The organism is Veillonella sp. T34266-5 (genome assembly GCF_002959815.1).
GTDB lineage: Bacteria > Bacillota > Negativicutes > Veillonellales > Veillonellaceae > Veillonella > Veillonella atypica.
In genome coordinates this window covers 91154-110183 of record NZ_PPCZ01000024.1, presented here as the reverse complement: position 1 = coordinate 110183, position 19030 = coordinate 91154, and the positions used below count along the sequence as shown (strand labels likewise).

Sequence of the window (19030 nt, the reverse complement as noted above, 5' to 3'; positions counted from 1 at the left end):
CCTTTACAGTGCGGTTTGTTTTGTGGTAAAGTATATGCATGTTATTTTTTAGTACAATGATAAATGAGGGATAATAGTGGCATTAATCGTCAAAAAGTTTGGTGGCAGTTCTGTTGCAACACCTGAAAAAATATTTAATATTGTTGATCGTGTCCTTCATGAAAAGAATGAGGACGATCGCATTGTAATAGTTGTATCTGCTATGGGCGATACAACAGATGACTTGGTAGCTTTGGCAAAACAAGTAACATCTAAACCATATGGTCGTGAAATGGACCGTTTGTTATCTACTGGTGAACAAGTAACAATTGCATTGATGGCTATGGCGTTTAATGAACGTGGTCAAAAGGCTGTTTCTTTAACCGGTGATCAAGCAGGTATTACAAGTAGTGACAACTTTAATAAGGGACGTATTTTAGGTGTTGATCCTAACCGTGTATTTGAAGCATTAGATGCAGGCAATATCGTTGTTGTTGCAGGCTTCCAAGGCATTACAGAGTACGGTGACATGGTAACATTGGGCCGTGGTGGTTCCGATACAACTGCTGTTGCATTAGCAGGTGCTATGAAAGCTGATGTATGTGAAATCTTTACAGATGTAGAAGGTGTATATTCTACTGACCCTCGCGTAGCAAAGGAAGCTTTCAAACTAGAAGAAGTTACGTATGGCGAAATGCTTGAAATGGCACGCTTAGGTGCAGGTGTAATGCAACCACGCGCTGTTGAAATGGGCTTCCGTTATGGTGTACCAATTCATGTTCGTTCTACATTCAGTAATAATACAGGCACAATTATTCGGGAGGATTATACCGTGGAATCTAACAAACACGTAATTACAGGCGTAGCCGATGATACAAATACAGCAAAAGTAGCTCTTGTGGGCGTTGAAAATAAACCAGGCGTTGCGGCAAAGGTATTTAAAGCTTTAGCAGCAAAAAACGTAGATGTGGATATGATTGTTCAATCTATTCGCTCTGTAGGTGAACCTAAGACAGACCTTATCTTCACAATTGCTCTTGATGATGTAGTATTGGCACGTGAAGTGTTAAGCGAATTGCAACAAACTGTTGATATTGAAGCTGTAAACATTGATGAAAACATGGCAAAAGTATCTATCATTGGTGCTGGCATGTTGGGTCAACCAGGTGTAGCAGCTCAAATGTTTGACATCCTTAGCCAAGAAGGTATTAATATTGAAATCATCAGTACTTCTGAAATCAGTATTTCTTGCTTGGTTGCACAAAACCGCGTAAAAGATGCTGTACGCGTTATTCATAATGGTCTTTTGTTAAACGAACGAGGCTAATATACACGATGGATAGTCTACGTACATTTATGGACGAAATGCTCGATGATCAGGGGCGTAAGGAAGGTTTTATTAGCGATTTGTTGGCGAATTTAAAAACACAACCTATCCCCACATTAGAGCAAGCACAGACAGGCTATACAACGGTGAGCAATTTACATGGTATATTTTATAATTATGATGCATCAGAAGTGACCATATCTTATAAGGTAGTACCAGATATGTATGCTCCCTATACATTAAGTTTTCGCCAATTTGAGGTTGTCCTCGAAGGTCTTTTGACAAGTCGACGCAACCAAAAATGGCAAATTAAACAAGGTTAATAATAAATCAGGACACTCCTATATGGGTGTCCTGATTTATTTTTACAATAGATGCGTCATTTATATCTCATGAATAAGAATAAGTTATAGATAATCTTTGTAATTTGATAATAATTCTTGAAAATTCGTGTAAATCTCCGTAATGTGGTATAATAGATAGTCAATAATAGATTAAGATTTTACATATATATATACATTATAAACAAATTAGAAAGAAGGGTATCTATGGAACTGAATAAAATATATTCTGGTTTTCGCCTTGATCGCATAGAACGTATTGATGAAATCAATGGCACAGCCTATGAAATGAGACATGAAAAATCTGGTGCTCGTCTTATTTATATTGATTCACCAGACACTAATAAAGTATTTAATATTGCTTTTAGAACGACTCCTCAAGATAGTACAGGCGTCGCTCATATCATGGAGCATTCCGTGCTCTGCGGTTCTCGTAAATTCCCATTAAAAGAGCCATTTGTAGAACTTGTAAAAGGTTCCTTGAATACATTTTTAAATGCCATGACCTATCCGGATAAGACGATGTATCCTGTGGCAAGTAAGAATGACAAGGATTTCCATAATTTAATGGATGTATACCTAGATGCTGTTTTCTATCCACGTGCCGCAAAGGATTCAGAAATTATGATGCAAGAAGGTTGGCATTATGAGCTCGACTCTGTTGATGATGAATTGACCTATAAGGGCGTTGTATTTAATGAAATGAAAGGGGTTTACTCCTCTCCAGATTCCGTATTAGAACGCGAATTGATGCATTCTTTGTTCCCTGATACAACATATGGCGTAGACTCCGGTGGCAATCCAGATAATATTACGGATTTGACCTATGAAAAATTCAAAAAATTCTATGATGTGTATTATCACCCATCCAACAGTTATATTTTCCTATATGGCACAATGAATATTGAAGAACAATTGTGCTTTATTAACGATGAATATTTGAGTCATTTTGATGCTATTGAAATCGATACTGAGGTGACTGAGCAGGCTCCGTTTAAGGAGGGTAAAGTAATCACGTATCCTTATAGTGTGGGTTCTGATGAAAGCACGGATAACCGTACGTTACATGCTTTCTCCTATGTATTGCCAGACGTGACACCAGAACAAAGCCTTGCTTTTGAGGTGTTAACACATGCTTTATTGACATCTCCTGCAGCGCCTTTAAAACAAGCGTTGGTGAAAGCAGGCATTGGTTCTGATGTATCTGGTTACTACCTAGATAGCATCCGTCAACCAATTTGGGTTGTTCAAGCTAGCGGCTCTAACATGGATAAACAAGGTCAATTACAAGAAATTGTTGAATCTACATTACAACAATTGTGTAAGGATGGCATCGACAAGGAATTGTTAGAGGCTTCTCTTAATAGCATTGAGTTTACCCTTCGTGAAAGTGACTTTGGGGGCCGTCCAATCGGTTTAGCATATGTCATCCGAATGATGGATAATTGGCTATATGGCAAAGATCCAATTGAGTTATTACACTACGAAGAAGCATTAGCTAATATCCGTAAAGGTTTGCAAGGTTCTTATTTTGAGGACTTGGTTCGTCATTCTATATTGGATAATAATCATAAGTCTCTCGTATCCTTATATCCTGAACAAGGCTTGCAAGATAAAAAGGATGCAGAGGTTAAAGAACAGTTAGCAGCTATCAAAGCTTCTATGTCGATAGATGAGCTAGAAGCTATCGTAGAACAAACAAAACGTCTTAAACTTCGTCAAGAAACACCAGATAGTGAAGAAGCGCTAGCAACTATTCCACTTTTAGAATTATCTGATTTAAGTCCAGACGTGGAAGATGTAGAGCGTCGTGAAAGTATGATTGGCCATACAAAAATTCATTTTGTTCCGACTTTCACAAAGGGCATCAACTATGTGGCCTACTATTTTAAACTAGATTGCCTTACTGAAGATGAATTATTCTATGCGGATATCTTAAGTGATATCATCGGCCGTGTAGATACATCCAAACGTTCTTATGAAGATTTGGCAAAGTTAATCAATCTAAATCTTGGTGGTTTGAGTGCTGATATTACAGGCATTAGTAAAGCAGGTAAACGGGATGAGTTCGTACCGCTCATGGTTGTACGTAGTAAGGTATTGCATGCTAAATTACCTGAATTGTGTAATATCGTAAATGAAGTTATTCACGATGCTCAATACACCGACGTAACGCGTTTAACAGAACTTGTACAAGAAGGCAAAGCTATTTGGGATAATGAGGCGTTCCGTAGAGGGAATACCATCGTTAGTCAACGTGTAATGGCTAAGGTATCGAAGGTTGGTAAATTCCGTGATGATGGTAATTTAGGCTATTATCAAAAAATTAGTGAGTTAGCAACTAATCCAGCTGCTTTACCATTATTGCCAGAAAAATTGGCCGATGTAGCTCGTAAGATTTTCCGTTCTAACAATGTAGAAATCATGTTCGTTGGTGAAGAACAAGAATTAGCACCATTTACAGAGTTGATGGAACCATTACTCAGTACTTGGAAGGCAGAAGAATTGCCAAACAATGTATTAACGATAGAACATACTACAAAGAATGAAGGTATTGTCACAGCTGGTAAGGTTCAATATGTGGCGCAAGGTGGTAATTTCATCGATCATGGATTTACTCATGTTGGTGCTATGAGCGTATTAGAAACGATCTTGCGTTATGAATACTTATGGATTCGCATTCGCGTACAAGGTGGGGCCTATGGCGCATTTGCTAACTTCTACGATGATGGCAATATGATTTTCTGTAGTTATCGAGATCCAAATCTTGTGGAAACACTTAATGTGTATAAAGAATTGCCTGAATATTTACGTCAATTTACATTAACAGACCGAGAAATGCGTAAATATATTATCGGGACTATGAGTGGACTTGATTTACCGATGACACCTGCATTGCGTGGCCCTCGTGCCATGGGGTTATACTTCAGCGGTGCCAATATTGAAGATAAAGTAGCATTTAGAAAACAAGTCATTGCTTGTAAGCCAGAAGATATCGTAGCTCTTGCAGATGTTGTAGAACCTGTGTTACAGGATAATCATATTTGCTCCATGGGTAACGAACAAAAAATTAAAGATGCTGGTGTCTTTGATAGTATCGTATCCCTTGGCTAATATATAGTTTGTAAACTGAGGCTATCCTCACCATGTGTTAATATAATAATGTATTAATATAATAGTATATTATTAGAGTGCATATAAGGAGATACTATTTATGAAAGGACGATTCGCACCTAGCCCAACGGGGTATATCCACCTAGGGAATGTGTGGATCGCCCTTTTGTCGTATATATCTACTCGTAATCAGCATGGTACCTATGTGGTACGCATGGAGGATATTGATTTACAACGATCCAAGCGCTCTTTAGGGGAGGCTTTGCTAGATGATTTAGAATGGCTTGGCTTTGAATGGGATGAGGGCCCTCGTGTGGGTGGACCAGAACCATCATACTGGCAAAGCGAACGGTTACCAATGTATGATGAGGTTTTGCAACGATTAGAAGATACAGATTTAATCTATCCTTGCTTTTGTAATCGTACTCGCTTACAATCAATTGCTTCCGCACCTCATCGAGGTGAAGTCGTTCATCATTATGACGGGCATTGTCGTAATTTGGATAGTGCTACTGTACAGCTAAAGAGACTTGAAAAGAATCCGTCTATGCGTATTAAGGTAAATGATTCTACTATGGAGTTCAACGATATATACCAAGGTCCACAGCATTTTGTACTGCGTCAAGGTGTTGATGATTTTGTGCTGCGCCGTGGAGATGGGATGTATGCCTATAATTTAGCGGTCGTTCTAGATGATATATCCATGGGGGTTACAGAAATCATTCGCGGTCATGATTTACTGGAAACTACGGCTCAACAAATGTATTTATATAGTATGTTACAGGCTGAGCCACCATGCTATGGCCATGCACCGCTGCTCATTGATAATGACGGACATAGGCTTTCAAAACGGCAGAAAAGTATAACTGTAAAAGAATTGAGAGATAACGGATGGTCAGCAGAGCGTATTTTAGGTGAATTAGCCGTATTAGCAGGATTTATACCTAAACGTGATGCACCAAGCATCTCCTTAAAATCATTACTAACATATACAGCGCGAACTGAAGAATTACGTTGTGAACATATTGTTTTAAAAAAATCGATATAATATATTGACAGTTTTCGATATTAATATATAATAGTATATAAGAGGTGGTAAGAATGACTATTAAAGATGCGTTAGCTGAAAAAGTTTGGGCTGTAATAGGTGCCACTCATAAAACCGATAAGTTTGGGTATAAGATTTATAAGTGCTTAAAAGAGCATGGATATGAAGTCTATCCGGTTAATCCAAATGTAACGAGTATCGATGGTGATACTTGTTATCCGAGTCTATCTGCGTTGCCAGTTGTTCCTAGCGTTGTTGATTTTGTAGTACCAGAAGCAGCAGGGCTTGCAGCAATTGATGAATGTAAACAGTTGGGCATTAAGATGATCTGGTTACAACCAGGTGCGGATAAACCCACAGTCTTGGCTAAGGCTCAAGAGGTAGGTTTGGATTACATTCAAGATTGTGTATTAGTTCAATTGCCTTAGGAGGAAATAATGAGCGAATTAAAAGAGTTAAAAACAGCAGAATATCAAGATCTTCTTAATAAAGGTGGCGTAACAGTTATTGATTTCTGGGCACCATGGTGTGGCTATTGTGTACGCATGATGCCAGTTATCGAAGAAATTGCTGGTGAATTAGAAGGTAAAGCAAACTTTGTAAAAGTAAATGCTGATGAAGAACCAAGCTTGGCTCGTGATTTACAAGTAGAAGTATTACCTACATTTGTAATTTTGAAAGATGGCGAAGTAGTAGATCGTAAAATTGGTTTCTTGCCAAAAGGTGATTTACAAGGCGCTATCGAATCTAAATTCTAATTAGATTAATATATACTAAAATATATAAGGCCTATTAATGTATACATATACATTAATAGGCCTTTTTTATCTGTTCAAATAAAAATACAAGTAAAACTATAAATTAAATATAAAATGAAGAGGAATATTTCTATATCGGAAAAAATTGATAAATAAGGCGTTTTCATGATTTATGATGTGTAAAAGCATGAGTAAAATATGAAGCATAAGTTTAACTTATTAAAAAAACGCTTTAATTTTAAAATATCTTGTGCTAGTATTTAATTAGATATTGTGAATATTTAGTGAAGTATATTCCGGTATTTTTCATTTATTTCATCTGTGCGGGGTGAGAGCCGCATAAGTTGGGAGGGAACTTAATATGAATAAGGTATTCAAAGTAGTATGGAGTGCGACTAAGAACGCATATGTAGTAACATCTGAGTTGGCTAAGTCGCATCAAAAAACGGCTACTACAATTGTAGCAGCTATTTTGTTAAGTGCCAGTTTGGGTGGAGGCATTGCTTCTGCATCCACACCTGCAGATTGGTATAGAACTGATCTTATTGGTAGTCAAAAATGGTTAACACCTGGCCAAGGTAGTCAAGCAGTTGAACAACAACCAATTGATTTACATCAACAAGATCAACAAGATCAACAACAATGGGGCCAACAATCTCAAAAACAAGGCTCTGGTAAGGTTATTGTTGATTTAACTAATATTAAAAATCAAGTTAACCAAAATACTTACAATATTAGCGTATTGAAAGGTAATGTTAACTGCCTTAATAGTAAATTCTATTGTTTAGCTGATAAAGTATCCAAAAATTCATTAGCTATTAATAATCTTAATATAAAAGTTGATACACTTAATAACAGTGTGAAAAATATTGAAAACAAAGTTACAAATAATGTAACTAAAAATGTTATCAACAATGTTACAAACAATGTTATTAATCAAGTAAATAATACTGTAAACGCAAAGATTGATGTTAAAATTGAAGAAAATAATAAGAATATTATTAATCAAGTAAATAACAACATCAAAAAAGAAATTCAAAATAATAACACTACTATTATCAATCAAGTAAATCAAAATATTGATAAAACGATTAATAATAAGATTGAAAATAACAATACAACAATTATTAATCAAGTAAATCAAAATATTGATGCTAAGATTGAAAATAACAATACAACAATCATTAATAAAGTAGACCAAAATATTGATGCAAAAATTGAAAAGAATAATACTTCTATCATCAATACAGTGAACAAAACTATTAATGAAAGTATTCAAAACAACAATACAGTTATTAATAACAACATTAAAAACGAAATCAATGCTAATAATGTAGAAATCAATAAGACTATTAAGAATGAAATTAATGCTAATAACACTGTTATTAACAATAATATCAAAAATAGCATTGAAGCTAATAATGTTGAAATTAACAAAACCATTGTTAATAAGATCAATGAAAATAACGTAAAAATCGATCAAAATATCGCTAATGTTAAAAATGAATTGCAAGCGAATATTAACAAGGTAGATGTTAAGGTCGATGCTAATAGCAAAGCTATCAACAACTTGACTGTTAACGTTAACAATAACAGCAAGTCTATTGCTGACTTGTCTAAACAAGTTAACGAAAACACTAAAAATATTACTTTCAACAATACCATTGCGATAGAAAACCGCAAACTTATCGGCGATAACAAAAAAGACATCAATGATAATAAAAAAGCTATCGAAGAGTTGAAAGGTAAAGTTGGTACTACTATCAACAACATCAACACAACAATTGATAATAAGATTATTGAAAACAACACTAAAATTATCAATCAAATTAATAAAGATGTAGACGTTAAAATTGATAATAGTAAAACCAATATTATCAATACAGTAAACACTAACATTGATAATAAAATTAACGCTAACAACACAATTATTAACGCTAATATCGACAATAGCATTAAACAAAATAATGTTGAAATTAATAAGACAATTAAAAATGAAATTAATGCTAATAACACAACTATTATCAATAAAGTGAATGCTGATGTTGATGCTAAGATTAATAATGTCAACACTACAATTAACAATGTAAATACAAAGGTTGATGGTAATACAGCAAAAATAGTAGATAATAGTAAACGCATTGCTGTTAATGAAGTGAATATTACAAATAATACTACAAACATTAATAAAAATGCGACGGCTATTACAAACTTGACGAATACAGTTAATAATAATCAACAATATACAAAAACTCGTATCAATTATCTTCTTGATGCTCTTGGTGACCATCAAGAACGTTTGCAAGCTGTAGAAAATGATGTTAAAAATGTTAAGACTGATTTAAGCAATACTACAAATCAAGTAAATATCAATACTAAAGACATTGCTGATTTGAAAGGCAAAGTTGGTCAAAATATTGGTAATGTTCAAGTAGATATCAACAATATTAAAAACGATATTACAAACATCAATAAAAAGATTGATCAAAACGACATCGCTATCAATACAAAAGTAGATAACAAAGTTAATGAAATCAATACTAAGATTGATAATAAGGTTACAGAAATCAACACTAAGATTGATAACAAAGTAATTGCTATTGATCAAAAAATTGATAATAAAGTAACTGAAATCAATGCAAATATTGATAATAATGTAAATATTATTAACAAGAAAATCGATAATAATGTAAATGTTATCAATACAAAAATTGATAATAAAGTAAACGAAATCAATACTAAGATTGATAACAAGGTTAACGAAATTAATGCTAAGATTGATAAGAACGATGTAACTATCAATACAAAGGTAGATAATAAAGTTAATGAAATCAATACTAAGATTGATAATAAAGTAACTGAAATCAATACAAACATTGATAACAAGGTTAACGAAATCAATACTAAGATTGATAACAATGTTATCGACTTGAGCAAGAAAATCGATGCTAATATCGTTGATGTTAACAAGAAAATTGATGCTAATACAACAGCAATCAATAATGTTAATGTCCGTGTCGATGGCGTTAAAGGTGATGTAGATGGTCTTACTAAACGTGTAGATCGTCATGACGAACGTTTAGACTACTTGCAAGGCAATATTGTAGATAACTCTACACGTATTAGTGCTAACGAAGATGATATCAAGAAATTGAAAGGCCAAATTGGTACTACAATCACTAATGTAGAAAATACAATCAATGCTAAGATTGAAGCTAACAATACAGTGATTAGAAATGATATCAATACTGCAATCACTAATAACAACACTGTTATCAATAAGAACATCGAAACAGCAATCAATAATAACAATACAGTAATCAATAATAATATTGAAACTGCTATTACTAACAACAATACTACAATTCTTAATAAAGTTGATAAAAATATCGACGTTAAAATCAATGAAAATAACACAACAATCCTTAATAAGGTTGATAAGAACATCGATGTAAAAATCAATGAAAATAACAAACAAATCAACAACACAATCAATACTAAGATTGGTGAAGTGAACGTTAAGATTGATGGCGTTAAAGGTGATTTAAATGGTCTTAAAGGCGACTTGGATGGCCTTAAAGGTCGCGTAGATCGTCATGATCAACGTTTAGATTACTTAGAAGGCAATATTGTAGATAACTCTACACGCATTAGTGCTGTTGAAGATAATGTAAAGGTTAATACTACTAACATTGCAAACAATACTAAGAATATCAATATCAATGCTAAAGCTATCGATGAATTGAAAGGTCAAGTAGGTCAATCCTCTACTGTTATCAACGATATTAAAAACCAAATCACTAATATTAATGGTAAGGTAGACAATAACACTACTAATATCACAAACAATACTAAGAACATCGCTGTTAATGCACAAGCTATCGTGGATAATAGCAAACGCATCAACGAAACAAATGTTAAGGTAGAAAATAACACTACTAACATTGCGAACAATACTAAGAATATCGCTGTTAATGCACAAGCTATCGTAGATAATAGCAAACGTATCAACGAAACAAACGTTAAAGTAGATGCTAATACAACAGCTATTAACAACGTAAATGTTAAAGTGGATGGCATTAAAGGTGATATTAATAACATCAATGTAAAAGTTGATGGTATTAAAGGTGATGTAGATGGCTTAATTAAACGGGTAGATCAAAATACAAAAGATGTTAATGTAGCTGGTACAATTGCCCTTGAAAACCGTAAGTTTATCGGTGATAACAAGGTAGCTATTGAAAACAACACTAAGAATATCAATATCAACGCTAAAGCTATTGATGAATTGAAAGGCAAAGTAGGTCAATCCTCTACAGTTATTAACGATATTAAAACTCAAATCACTAATATCAATGGTAAGGTAGAAAATAACACTACTAACATCACAAACAATACTAAGAACATCGCTGTAAATGCACAAGCTATTGTAGATAACAGTAAACGCATCAACGAAACAAATGTTAAGGTAGACGGCATTAAAGGTGATATCAATAATATCAATGTAAAAGTTGATGGTGTTAAAGGTGATGTAGCAGGTCTTAAAAATCGCGTAGATCATCATGATCAACGTTTGGATTACTTACAAGATAACATCGCAGATAATTCTACACGTATCAGTGTTGTAGAAGATGGTGTGAAATCCAATACTAAAGCTATTGATGAATTAAAAGGTCATATTGGTACTCAAATCACAAATATCGAAAATACTATTACTAACAAAATTAATGAAAATAATGTAGTTATTAATAAGTCTATCGATAATAAGATTACTGAAAATAATACTACAATTCTTAACAAGGTTGATAAAAATATTGATGTAAAAATCAATGAAAACAACAAACAAATTAACAACACAATCAATACTAAGATTGGCGATGTAAATGTTAAGATTGATGGCGTTAAAGGTGATGTATCTGGCCTTAAAGCTCGCGTAGATCGTCATGATCAACGTCTTGATTACATTGATGGTAACATTATTCAACATTCTGAACGTATCTCTGCTAATGAAGATGCTATTAAGAAATTGAATGGTAAAATTGGTACAACAATCACAAATGTAGAAAATACAATCAATACTAAAATTGAAGCAAATAATACAGTGATTAGAAACGATATCAACACCGCAATTTCTAATAACAACACAGTAATCAACAAGAATATTGAGACTGCTATCAATAATAACAATACAGTAATCAATAAGAATATTGAAACTGCAATTAACAACAACAATACAACTATCATTAACAAAGTTGATCAAAATATCGATGCTAAGATTATTGAAAATAATAAAAATATCGATAGCAAGATCAATAATGTAAATGTAAAAGTTGATGCTAATACAAAAGCTATTGAAAACAATAGTAAATCTATTACAGCTATTCAAAATAATGTAGCTAATATTAATAGTAAAGTTGATGTGAATGCAGCAGATATTAAAGCAATACGTACTGACGTAACTAATAATACAAACGCTATTGCTAGTGTATCTAAACAAGTAGCAGGTAACACAGCAAATATTGCAGAGGTTTCTGCTAAGGTAAACGCTAACTCCACTCGTATCGATGCAAATGCAGCAGCTATTGGTAACTTGAACGGTAAAGTTGATTCTAATGCGAAAGCTATTGAATCCTTGAAAGGTCAAGTAGGTAAAGGCAACACTACAATCGTTAATGTTGAAAAGAAAGTTGAAAACATCACAAACAACATTAAAGCTCAAAATAGTGTCATCAATGCTAATACTGTAAATATTCAAAACAATACTTCCAACATTAACAACATTAAAGCTAATGTAGTAAATGTTGAAAAGAATGTTAACAATATCAAAGCTGATGTAACTATCGTGAAGAATGATATTACAAACATTAATGCGAAGGTTGATGCGAAGATTAATATTGTGAACAACAATGTTGAAAACATCAAAAATGATGTGAAGACCATCAATAATCAAGTTACAAATATTACGAATGATGTAACAAGCATCAAATCTGATGTAACTAGCATTAAATCTGATGTAACAAATGTGAATGCTAAGGTTGAAAACAATATTAAGATTATCAACGGCATCCAATCGGATGTATCTGGCTTGAAAGATCAAGTTGGCAAAAATACACAAGCAATCAAAGATTTGCAAAATGTAAGCGCTGATGTATCTAAGGTAAAAGAACAAGTTAATGCGAACACAATCAAAGCTAATGCTAACGAAGAACGCATTAAAAATGTTCAAAGCCAAGTAGAAGTTAATACTGATAAGATTAAACACAATACTGAAAATATCAATATTAACAAAGCTGCTATCAAACAAAATGCAGAAGCAATTCAAAATACTAACGTAACAGTTCAAAAAGTAATCAACAAGGTTGATGAACATACTGCAGCAATTAATAGTGTATCTGCTCAAGTTAACAAAAATACTAATAATATTGCGACTATCAATGCATCCGTTATTGAAAATACAAACAATATTACAAAAGTAAATAATCAAGTAACAACAAATACGACTAACATTGCTAAAGTATCTAATCAAGTTAATACGAATATCAATAATATCAATGTAAATGCTAAGAATATTAGCGTGAATACAGAAAATATTAAAAACATTGATAGCCGTGTAACAACTAATGCAAATGCTATTGTTGGTATTACTGAATCTGTGAAAGCAAATGCTTCTAATATTAATGCTGTTAATAACCGTGTAACAGAAGTATCTAGCCAAGTTAATACAAATACACAAAGTATTGCTACTGTAACAAATCAAGTTAACGACAATACTAAATTAGCTAAGGCAGTAGGTGCGATTGCATTGGAAAACAATGAACGTATCAATGTAATGGGCTTACAAGTTAACAAGAATACTGCAGATATTAGTACATTAGCTGAAGCTGCAAATTACAGCTTGCGTGCAAGTGCATTAACAATTCAAGATCATGAAACTATTGAACAACATACAGCACAAATTCAAGATAACTCCCGTCGCATTAGCAGTGTAGAACGCGAAGTTAAAACAGTAGGTGCATCTGCAGCCGCATTGGCAGCATTGAAACCTATTGAATACCATGAAGGCCAAAAGGCTCAAATCATGGCAGCTGTTGGTACATACAAAGGTAAAACAGCAACTGCATTAGGTGTTGCTCATTATGCAAATCCTGATTTGTTATTCCATGCTGGTGCAGCGTATGATGGTGATAATGGTGTAATGGCAAATGCTGGTGTAACTATTGGTATTGGCTCTGCTCCTACAGCACCTTCCAAACCTGCATCTCCTGCAACTGTAAAAGTTCTTGAAGATAAGGTTGCTAGCTTAGAAGCACAAAATAAAGAAATTAAAGAAGTGCTTGAAAAAGTATTAGCCGCTAATCCTCAAGTAGCTAAAAAAACAACTAAATAAGGTACCTCCCATAAGGTAGGCACTGAATACCTGTCTATCTAAGGTATGTATAACCGCGTAGTACATCGTGCTACGCGGTTTTCTTTTGGCTTGATTTTGAAGTTTTAATTATGTGGTAAATGTGTATAGCTGGTGGTGAATGGTGGTACATATATGGTGAAAATGATAAAAATAACCATATAAAAGCGAACATACATTTGCGAAAAATAGAGATAAACGATGAAAAATAACAAAAAATGAAGAAAAATTCATAATTTCCTCAATTTTTACGTTTTATTTATTGTAACGAGTGGGGGATTGTGGTAAAATTTACCATATAGTGGTGAATGAGGATTGTAAGGCGGTGATGTTAGATGTTCATGGGTGAATATAATCACACTATAGATGCAAAAGGACGGTTGATTATACCTGCCAAAATACGTGAACAACTAGGTGATCACTGTGTACTTTCAAAAGGCCTCGATAACTGCATCGCTATATATACTGCCGAAAGTTGGGAGCAACTTTCAAAAACATTACAATCATTACCATCTAATAAAGCAAATGCGCGTGCAATCAAACGGTTTTACTTTGGTAGCGCCGCAGAACTTGAATTTGATAAACAAGGCCGGATTTTGGTGCCAAGCGCCCTTCGCGAGCATGCTGAGCTACAAAAGGATGCGGTTATTATTGGTACTGGTGATAAGGTTGAAATTTGGAGCCGCGAACGCTTTGATGCATATGATGCGGAAGTGGCTGACAGTGTAGAATCCTTGGCTGAAGGATTAGAAGGCATTGTGTTGTAGGAGGCTATCGTGGAATTTAATCATGTCAGTGTGCTGTTGAATGAAACGGTGGATTCTGTTGTTACCAATCCTGATGGTATCTATGTTGACTGTACCTTAGGTGGCGCTGGTCACGCTCATGCCGTAGGTGAACGATTGAGCTCACAAGGCATGATTATCGGTTTAGATCAAGATGAAGATGCTTTAGCGGTAGCGAGACAACGCTTGTCTGATTTAACTTGTCAGGTGATGACGATACCTACAAATTTTTCAGATTTAAAACATGCTTTAGAAGAGCAAGGTATTTATGAAGTTGATGGATTTATATTTGACTTAGGTGTTTCTAGTTATCAATTAGATACACCGGAACGCGGATTTTCGTATATGAATGATGGACCTCTTGATATGCGTATGGATAAAGAGGCACCTATTACTGCGGAAATCGTCGTGAATGAATATGAATCTGATAAATTATTACAGATTATCCGTGATTACGGTGAAGAACGCTGGGCTAAACGTATTGTTGAATTTATCGTGGCAGCCCGTAATGAAAAGAGAATTACCACTACTGGCGAACTGGTGTCAATTATAAAAAAAGCTATACCGGCAAAAGCAAGACAGGATGGTCCACATCCTGCAAAACGTACATTTCAAGCGATACGCATTGAAGTGAATCGAGAACTTGCTATTTTGCATGATAGTTTTGTAGATGCTGTGAGTATGTTGAAGCCAAAGGGGAGAATTGGTGTTATTACATTCCATTCCTTAGAGGATCGCATCACAAAACAAACATTTAAAGAGCTAAGTACAGCTTGTATTTGCCCACCAGAATTACCAGTATGTGTATGTCATCATAAGGCTGTTCTTAAGGCTAAAAATAAGGCCATTGAGCCTAGTGCAGGGGAAGTAGAAATGAATCCTCGTTCTAGAAGTGCAAAACTTAGAGTAGGGATTAAATTGTAGTATTGGAAGGGGTTATTTTAATGTTAGCGAGAAAGGCTGTTGTGGGCCACGTTAAACGTGATGTGTTGCTAGGTGTACAAGCGAAAAAAGCGAGAGCTAGTGTTGTTTTTGATATTAGTCCATTGATGAGACAAATCATTCAAGGTATAGCAATCCTTGTTGGTTTTTTGATGATTATGATGGCTATGAATGCATATACTACGAAATTAGGTTATGAAGTAGTTAAAACACAACAAACTGTAGTACAATTAGCAAAGGATAATGATACCCTTGATGTAGAGGTGGCATCCTTGAAATCTCCAGTACGCATTCAAAAAATTGCGGAAGAACAATTGGGGATGGTTTTGCCTGATTCCTTTGTGTATAGCACTAAAAGTACGACTTCAGAACGCAATGTACAAACGAAACAGCAAATTATAGATTAGCAGGCAAAAGCAGCTCTTATGGGCTGCTTTAATTTGCGTATATAGAGGAGAATGTAGTATGAAAACCTTAAAAGATATTTTAAGTACGTTAGATGTACAACAAGTACAAGGTAATCAAAATGTATCTATTCAAGATATAACAGCTGATTCCAGAGCAGTAAAACCAAATAGCTTGTTCATCGCTCTTGATGGGGCTACAGTTGATGGTCATAATTACATCGATAAAGCGGTTGATGCTGGTGCTGTTGCCGTTATCGTATCAAAACCGGTTACTGTGCCTGATGATGTGTGTGTCATCACCGTTGCTGATACACGTCAAGCTATGATGGCCTGTGTTCCATATTTCTTTGATTACCCAGCTAATTGCATGCGTATGGTTGGTGTTACAGGTACAAATGGTAAGACGACCACCACACATATGATTCGCCATATCCTTAAGGCTCAAGGCCATAAGGTAGGGGTTATCGGTACTGTCCATATCATGATTGGTGATACGAGTTATCCAATTCATAATACGACACCAGATGTTGTTGATTTACAACATATTTTGCATCAAATGGTTCAAGAAAATGTGGAATACTGTGTAATGGAAGTATCTTCTCATGCATTGGCACTCGGCCGTGTTAGTGGTGTTGAATTTGATACGGCAGTATTTACGAATTTGACGCAAGATCACTTGGATTTCCATAAAACATTTGAAAATTATTTGGCCGCTAAATGCAAATTATTTGAACAAGTTAGTGCGCCTAATCAAGTTAAAGATAATAAAGGTGCTGTTATTAATATCGATGATTCCTATGGTCATCGCGTTATGGAAAAAACTACAGCTCCAACGATTACGTATAGTACATTAGGCAAGGGCACATTGAATGCATCAGATGTTCATATGTCTACTAAGAATAGTCAGTATACTGTGAATTATAAGGGTGAAAGTTACCCTGTATCGATGAATACTACAGGATTATTTAATGTGTATAATACATTGGCTGCTATTGGAGCTTGTCTACAAGAAGGCATCTCCATGGAAGCGATTGATACGGCGTTAAAAACCTTTAGTTCCGTTCCTGGACGTTTTGAATTAATCGAAGAAGGGCAAGACTTTGCCGTTGTTGTCGATTATGCTCATACACCGGATGGTTTGCAAAATATTTTAGAAACTGCAAAGGCAATTAAAGAAAATCGTATCATCATCGTATTTGGTTGCGGTGGTGACCGCGATGCTACAAAACGTCCAATTATGGGCCGTATTGCCGCAGAATACGGCGATAAGATTTATGTAACATCTGATAATCCACGTACTGAAGATCCTGTACAAATTGTTAAGGATGTTGAAGTAGGGGTGAAAGAAGCACTTCGCGATGGTACTTCTTATGAGGTAATTGTGGATCGTAGAGAAGCAATTAATCATGCAATTCATGATGCAAAAGCTGGTGATATTGTTATTATCGCTGGTAAGGGTCATGAAAATTATCAAATATTAAAAAATGAAACAATTCATTTTGATGACCGAGAAGAGGCTCGAAAAGCTCTTAAGGAGATCTAATATGGCAGAATTTACATTACAAGAAATAATTGATGCTACTAGTGGCACATGTAAGGGCGATGTAAGTTTACAATTTAAAGATATATCTACTGATACGCGTACGATTGAAGCGGGATATGTATTTGTAGCCTTGAAAGGCGATACGTTCGATGGTCATGATTTTATTAAAACAGCCATCGAAAAAGGGGCCACTGCAGCAATCGTAGAAAAGGGACGCAGTGTAGATGGCATTATTTGCGTGGAAGTGGAAAACACGCTAAAGGCATACCAAGACTTAGCAAACTTTCACAGACGACGTTTTCAAATCCCTGTGGTAGCCATTACTGGTTCATCTGGTAAGACGACGACAAAAGAAATGGTAGCTGCTGTTCTTAGTACTGAGTTTAATATTTTAAAAACAGAAAAGAACTTTAATAATGAAATCGGTTTACCAAAAACATTATTGCAACTTTCACCAGAACACGAAGCCTGTGTTGTTGAAATGGGGATGCGTGGATTAGGTCAAATTGAAGAACTTGCCCTCATAGCAGAACCAACCATTGGTATCATTACAAATGTAGGAACTAGTCATATTGAATTGTTGGGATCTCAAGAAGCCATTGCTGAGGCAAAGGGCGAATTGATTAGATGCTTAGGTCCCGATAGTGTGGCGATTCTAAATGAAGATGATCATTTCGTAAAGGCCATGAGTTCCATTGCAAAAGGAAAAACTGTTACTTACGGTATTCATAGTAATGCTACGGTAATTGGCAGTCATTTACGCTATAAAAAGGATGGCATTAAGTTTACCTGCAAATGTTATGACGAAGTATTTGACGTATTTTTGCCTATGATTGGTGAGCATAATGTGTATGATGCGTTAGCTGCTATTGCTGCAGGTCGTGTGTTAGGCGTTAAATCTAGTAAGATTAAAAAAGGTCTTAGTGATTTTACAGGCACACCTATGCGTCAAGAAATTGTAGCATTCGAAGATATTGTTATTCTCAATGATGCGTATAATGCCAATCCTTCTTCTATGACTGAGTCCATCAAAGCATTGGGTCAATTAGAAGGTAAACGTAAAATTGCTATGCTTGGCGATATGCTTGAACTAGGTGATTTTACGGAGGAAGGCCATCGACAAGTGGGCAGATTATTGGCTGAAGAAGGCTATAGCGTTGTATTTACCTTTGGTGAGGCGGCAAATTTCATTGCTAAAGAAGCGAAATTAGCAGGTTTAGAAGTACATCGTTGTAATAGTCATCTCGAAATGGCAAATGCCTACAATGATATTCGTGAAAAAGGCGATGTTATTTTGGTAAAAGGTTCCAGAGGTCTTCGAATGGAACGTGTTGTAGAGGAATTAAAAGAACGTGAATAGAGGTTATAACGGCTAGATTCT

At 34.9% G+C, this 19030-nt stretch carries 12 protein-coding genes; all 12 read left to right on the top strand.

What is annotated here, in order from left to right:
• Positions 1 to 76: 76 nt before the first annotated feature.
• Positions 77 to 1306, top strand: coding sequence for an aspartate kinase (locus VIHSUH07_RS08520; RefSeq protein ID WP_105084620.1), 1230 nt, complete (start codon positions 77 to 79; stop codon positions 1304 to 1306).
• An 8-nt stretch (positions 1307 to 1314) separates the two neighbouring features.
• Positions 1315 to 1629 carry a hypothetical protein gene (locus tag VIHSUH07_RS08515; RefSeq protein WP_105084619.1) on the top strand — a complete coding sequence of 105 codons (315 nt, stop codon included), beginning with the start codon at positions 1315 to 1317 and terminating at the stop codon, positions 1627 to 1629.
• A 225-nt stretch (positions 1630 to 1854) separates the two neighbouring features.
• Positions 1855 to 4761 (top strand): insulinase family protein, encoded by a 2907-nt coding sequence (locus tag VIHSUH07_RS08510; RefSeq protein WP_105084618.1) that lies wholly within the window; start codon positions 1855 to 1857, stop codon positions 4759 to 4761.
• A gap of 100 nt (positions 4762 to 4861) precedes the next feature.
• The gene (gluQRS, locus tag VIHSUH07_RS08505; protein ID WP_105084617.1) at positions 4862 to 5809 is read left to right on the top strand and encodes a tRNA glutamyl-Q(34) synthetase GluQRS; all 948 of its coding nucleotides are present in this window, start codon (positions 4862 to 4864) and stop codon (positions 5807 to 5809) included.
• A gap of 53 nt (positions 5810 to 5862) precedes the next feature.
• The gene (locus VIHSUH07_RS08500; RefSeq protein ID WP_105084616.1) at positions 5863 to 6237 is read left to right on the top strand and encodes a CoA-binding protein; all 375 of its coding nucleotides are present in this window, start codon (positions 5863 to 5865) and stop codon (positions 6235 to 6237) included.
• 9 nt (positions 6238 to 6246) lie between these two features.
• A complete protein-coding gene (locus VIHSUH07_RS08495) occupies positions 6247 to 6567 on the top strand; it encodes a thioredoxin family protein (RefSeq protein WP_105084615.1) in 321 nt (106 codons plus the stop codon).
• Between the two features lie 361 nt (positions 6568 to 6928).
• A complete protein-coding gene (locus VIHSUH07_RS08490; RefSeq protein ID WP_105084614.1) occupies positions 6929 to 13954 on the top strand; it encodes an ESPR-type extended signal peptide-containing protein in 7026 nt (2341 codons plus the stop codon).
• Between the two features lie 353 nt (positions 13955 to 14307).
• Positions 14308 to 14739 carry a division/cell wall cluster transcriptional repressor MraZ gene (gene mraZ, locus VIHSUH07_RS08485; RefSeq protein WP_005376259.1) on the top strand — a complete coding sequence of 144 codons (432 nt, stop codon included), beginning with the start codon at positions 14308 to 14310 and terminating at the stop codon, positions 14737 to 14739.
• Between the two features lie 9 nt (positions 14740 to 14748).
• Complete coding sequence (gene rsmH / locus VIHSUH07_RS08480) at positions 14749 to 15681, top strand: 16S rRNA (cytosine(1402)-N(4))-methyltransferase RsmH (protein ID WP_005376203.1); 933 nt, start codon at positions 14749 to 14751, stop codon at positions 15679 to 15681.
• A 20-nt stretch (positions 15682 to 15701) separates the two neighbouring features.
• Positions 15702 to 16106 carry a cell division protein FtsL gene (gene ftsL, locus VIHSUH07_RS08475; protein ID WP_016475708.1) on the top strand — a complete coding sequence of 135 codons (405 nt, stop codon included), beginning with the start codon at positions 15702 to 15704 and terminating at the stop codon, positions 16104 to 16106.
• 58 nt (positions 16107 to 16164) lie between these two features.
• Entirely contained in the window at positions 16165 to 17649 is a 1485-nt protein-coding gene (locus tag VIHSUH07_RS08470; protein ID WP_105084613.1) for a UDP-N-acetylmuramoyl-L-alanyl-D-glutamate--2,6-diaminopimelate ligase, read from the top strand.
• Between the two features lies 1 nt (position 17650).
• Positions 17651 to 19009 (top strand): UDP-N-acetylmuramoyl-tripeptide--D-alanyl-D-alanine ligase, encoded by a 1359-nt coding sequence (locus VIHSUH07_RS08465; protein WP_105084612.1) that lies wholly within the window; start codon positions 17651 to 17653, stop codon positions 19007 to 19009.
• The last annotated feature ends 21 nt before the right edge of the window (positions 19010 to 19030 follow it).

What these genes read in the sequence shown, in the direction of transcription:
- ftsL (WP_016475708.1), top strand. Translation starts at nt 15,702, where the DNA reads ATGTTAGCGAGAAAGGCTGTTGTGGGCCACGTTAAACGTGATGTGTTG.
- mraZ (WP_005376259.1), top strand. Translation starts at nt 14,308, where the DNA reads ATGTTCATGGGTGAATATAATCACACTATAGATGCAAAAGGACGGTTG.
- VIHSUH07_RS08515 (WP_105084619.1), top strand. Translation starts at nt 1,315, where the DNA reads ATGGATAGTCTACGTACATTTATGGACGAAATGCTCGATGATCAGGGG.
- VIHSUH07_RS08470 (WP_105084613.1), top strand. Translation starts at nt 16,165, where the DNA reads ATGAAAACCTTAAAAGATATTTTAAGTACGTTAGATGTACAACAAGTA.
- VIHSUH07_RS08500 (WP_105084616.1), top strand. Translation starts at nt 5,863, where the DNA reads ATGACTATTAAAGATGCGTTAGCTGAAAAAGTTTGGGCTGTAATAGGT.
- VIHSUH07_RS08490 (WP_105084614.1), top strand. Translation starts at nt 6,929, where the DNA reads ATGAATAAGGTATTCAAAGTAGTATGGAGTGCGACTAAGAACGCATAT.
- VIHSUH07_RS08495 (WP_105084615.1), top strand. Translation starts at nt 6,247, where the DNA reads ATGAGCGAATTAAAAGAGTTAAAAACAGCAGAATATCAAGATCTTCTT.
- VIHSUH07_RS08510 (WP_105084618.1), top strand. Translation starts at nt 1,855, where the DNA reads ATGGAACTGAATAAAATATATTCTGGTTTTCGCCTTGATCGCATAGAA.
- VIHSUH07_RS08465 (WP_105084612.1), top strand. Translation starts at nt 17,651, where the DNA reads ATGGCAGAATTTACATTACAAGAAATAATTGATGCTACTAGTGGCACA.
- gluQRS (WP_105084617.1), top strand. Translation starts at nt 4,862, where the DNA reads ATGAAAGGACGATTCGCACCTAGCCCAACGGGGTATATCCACCTAGGG.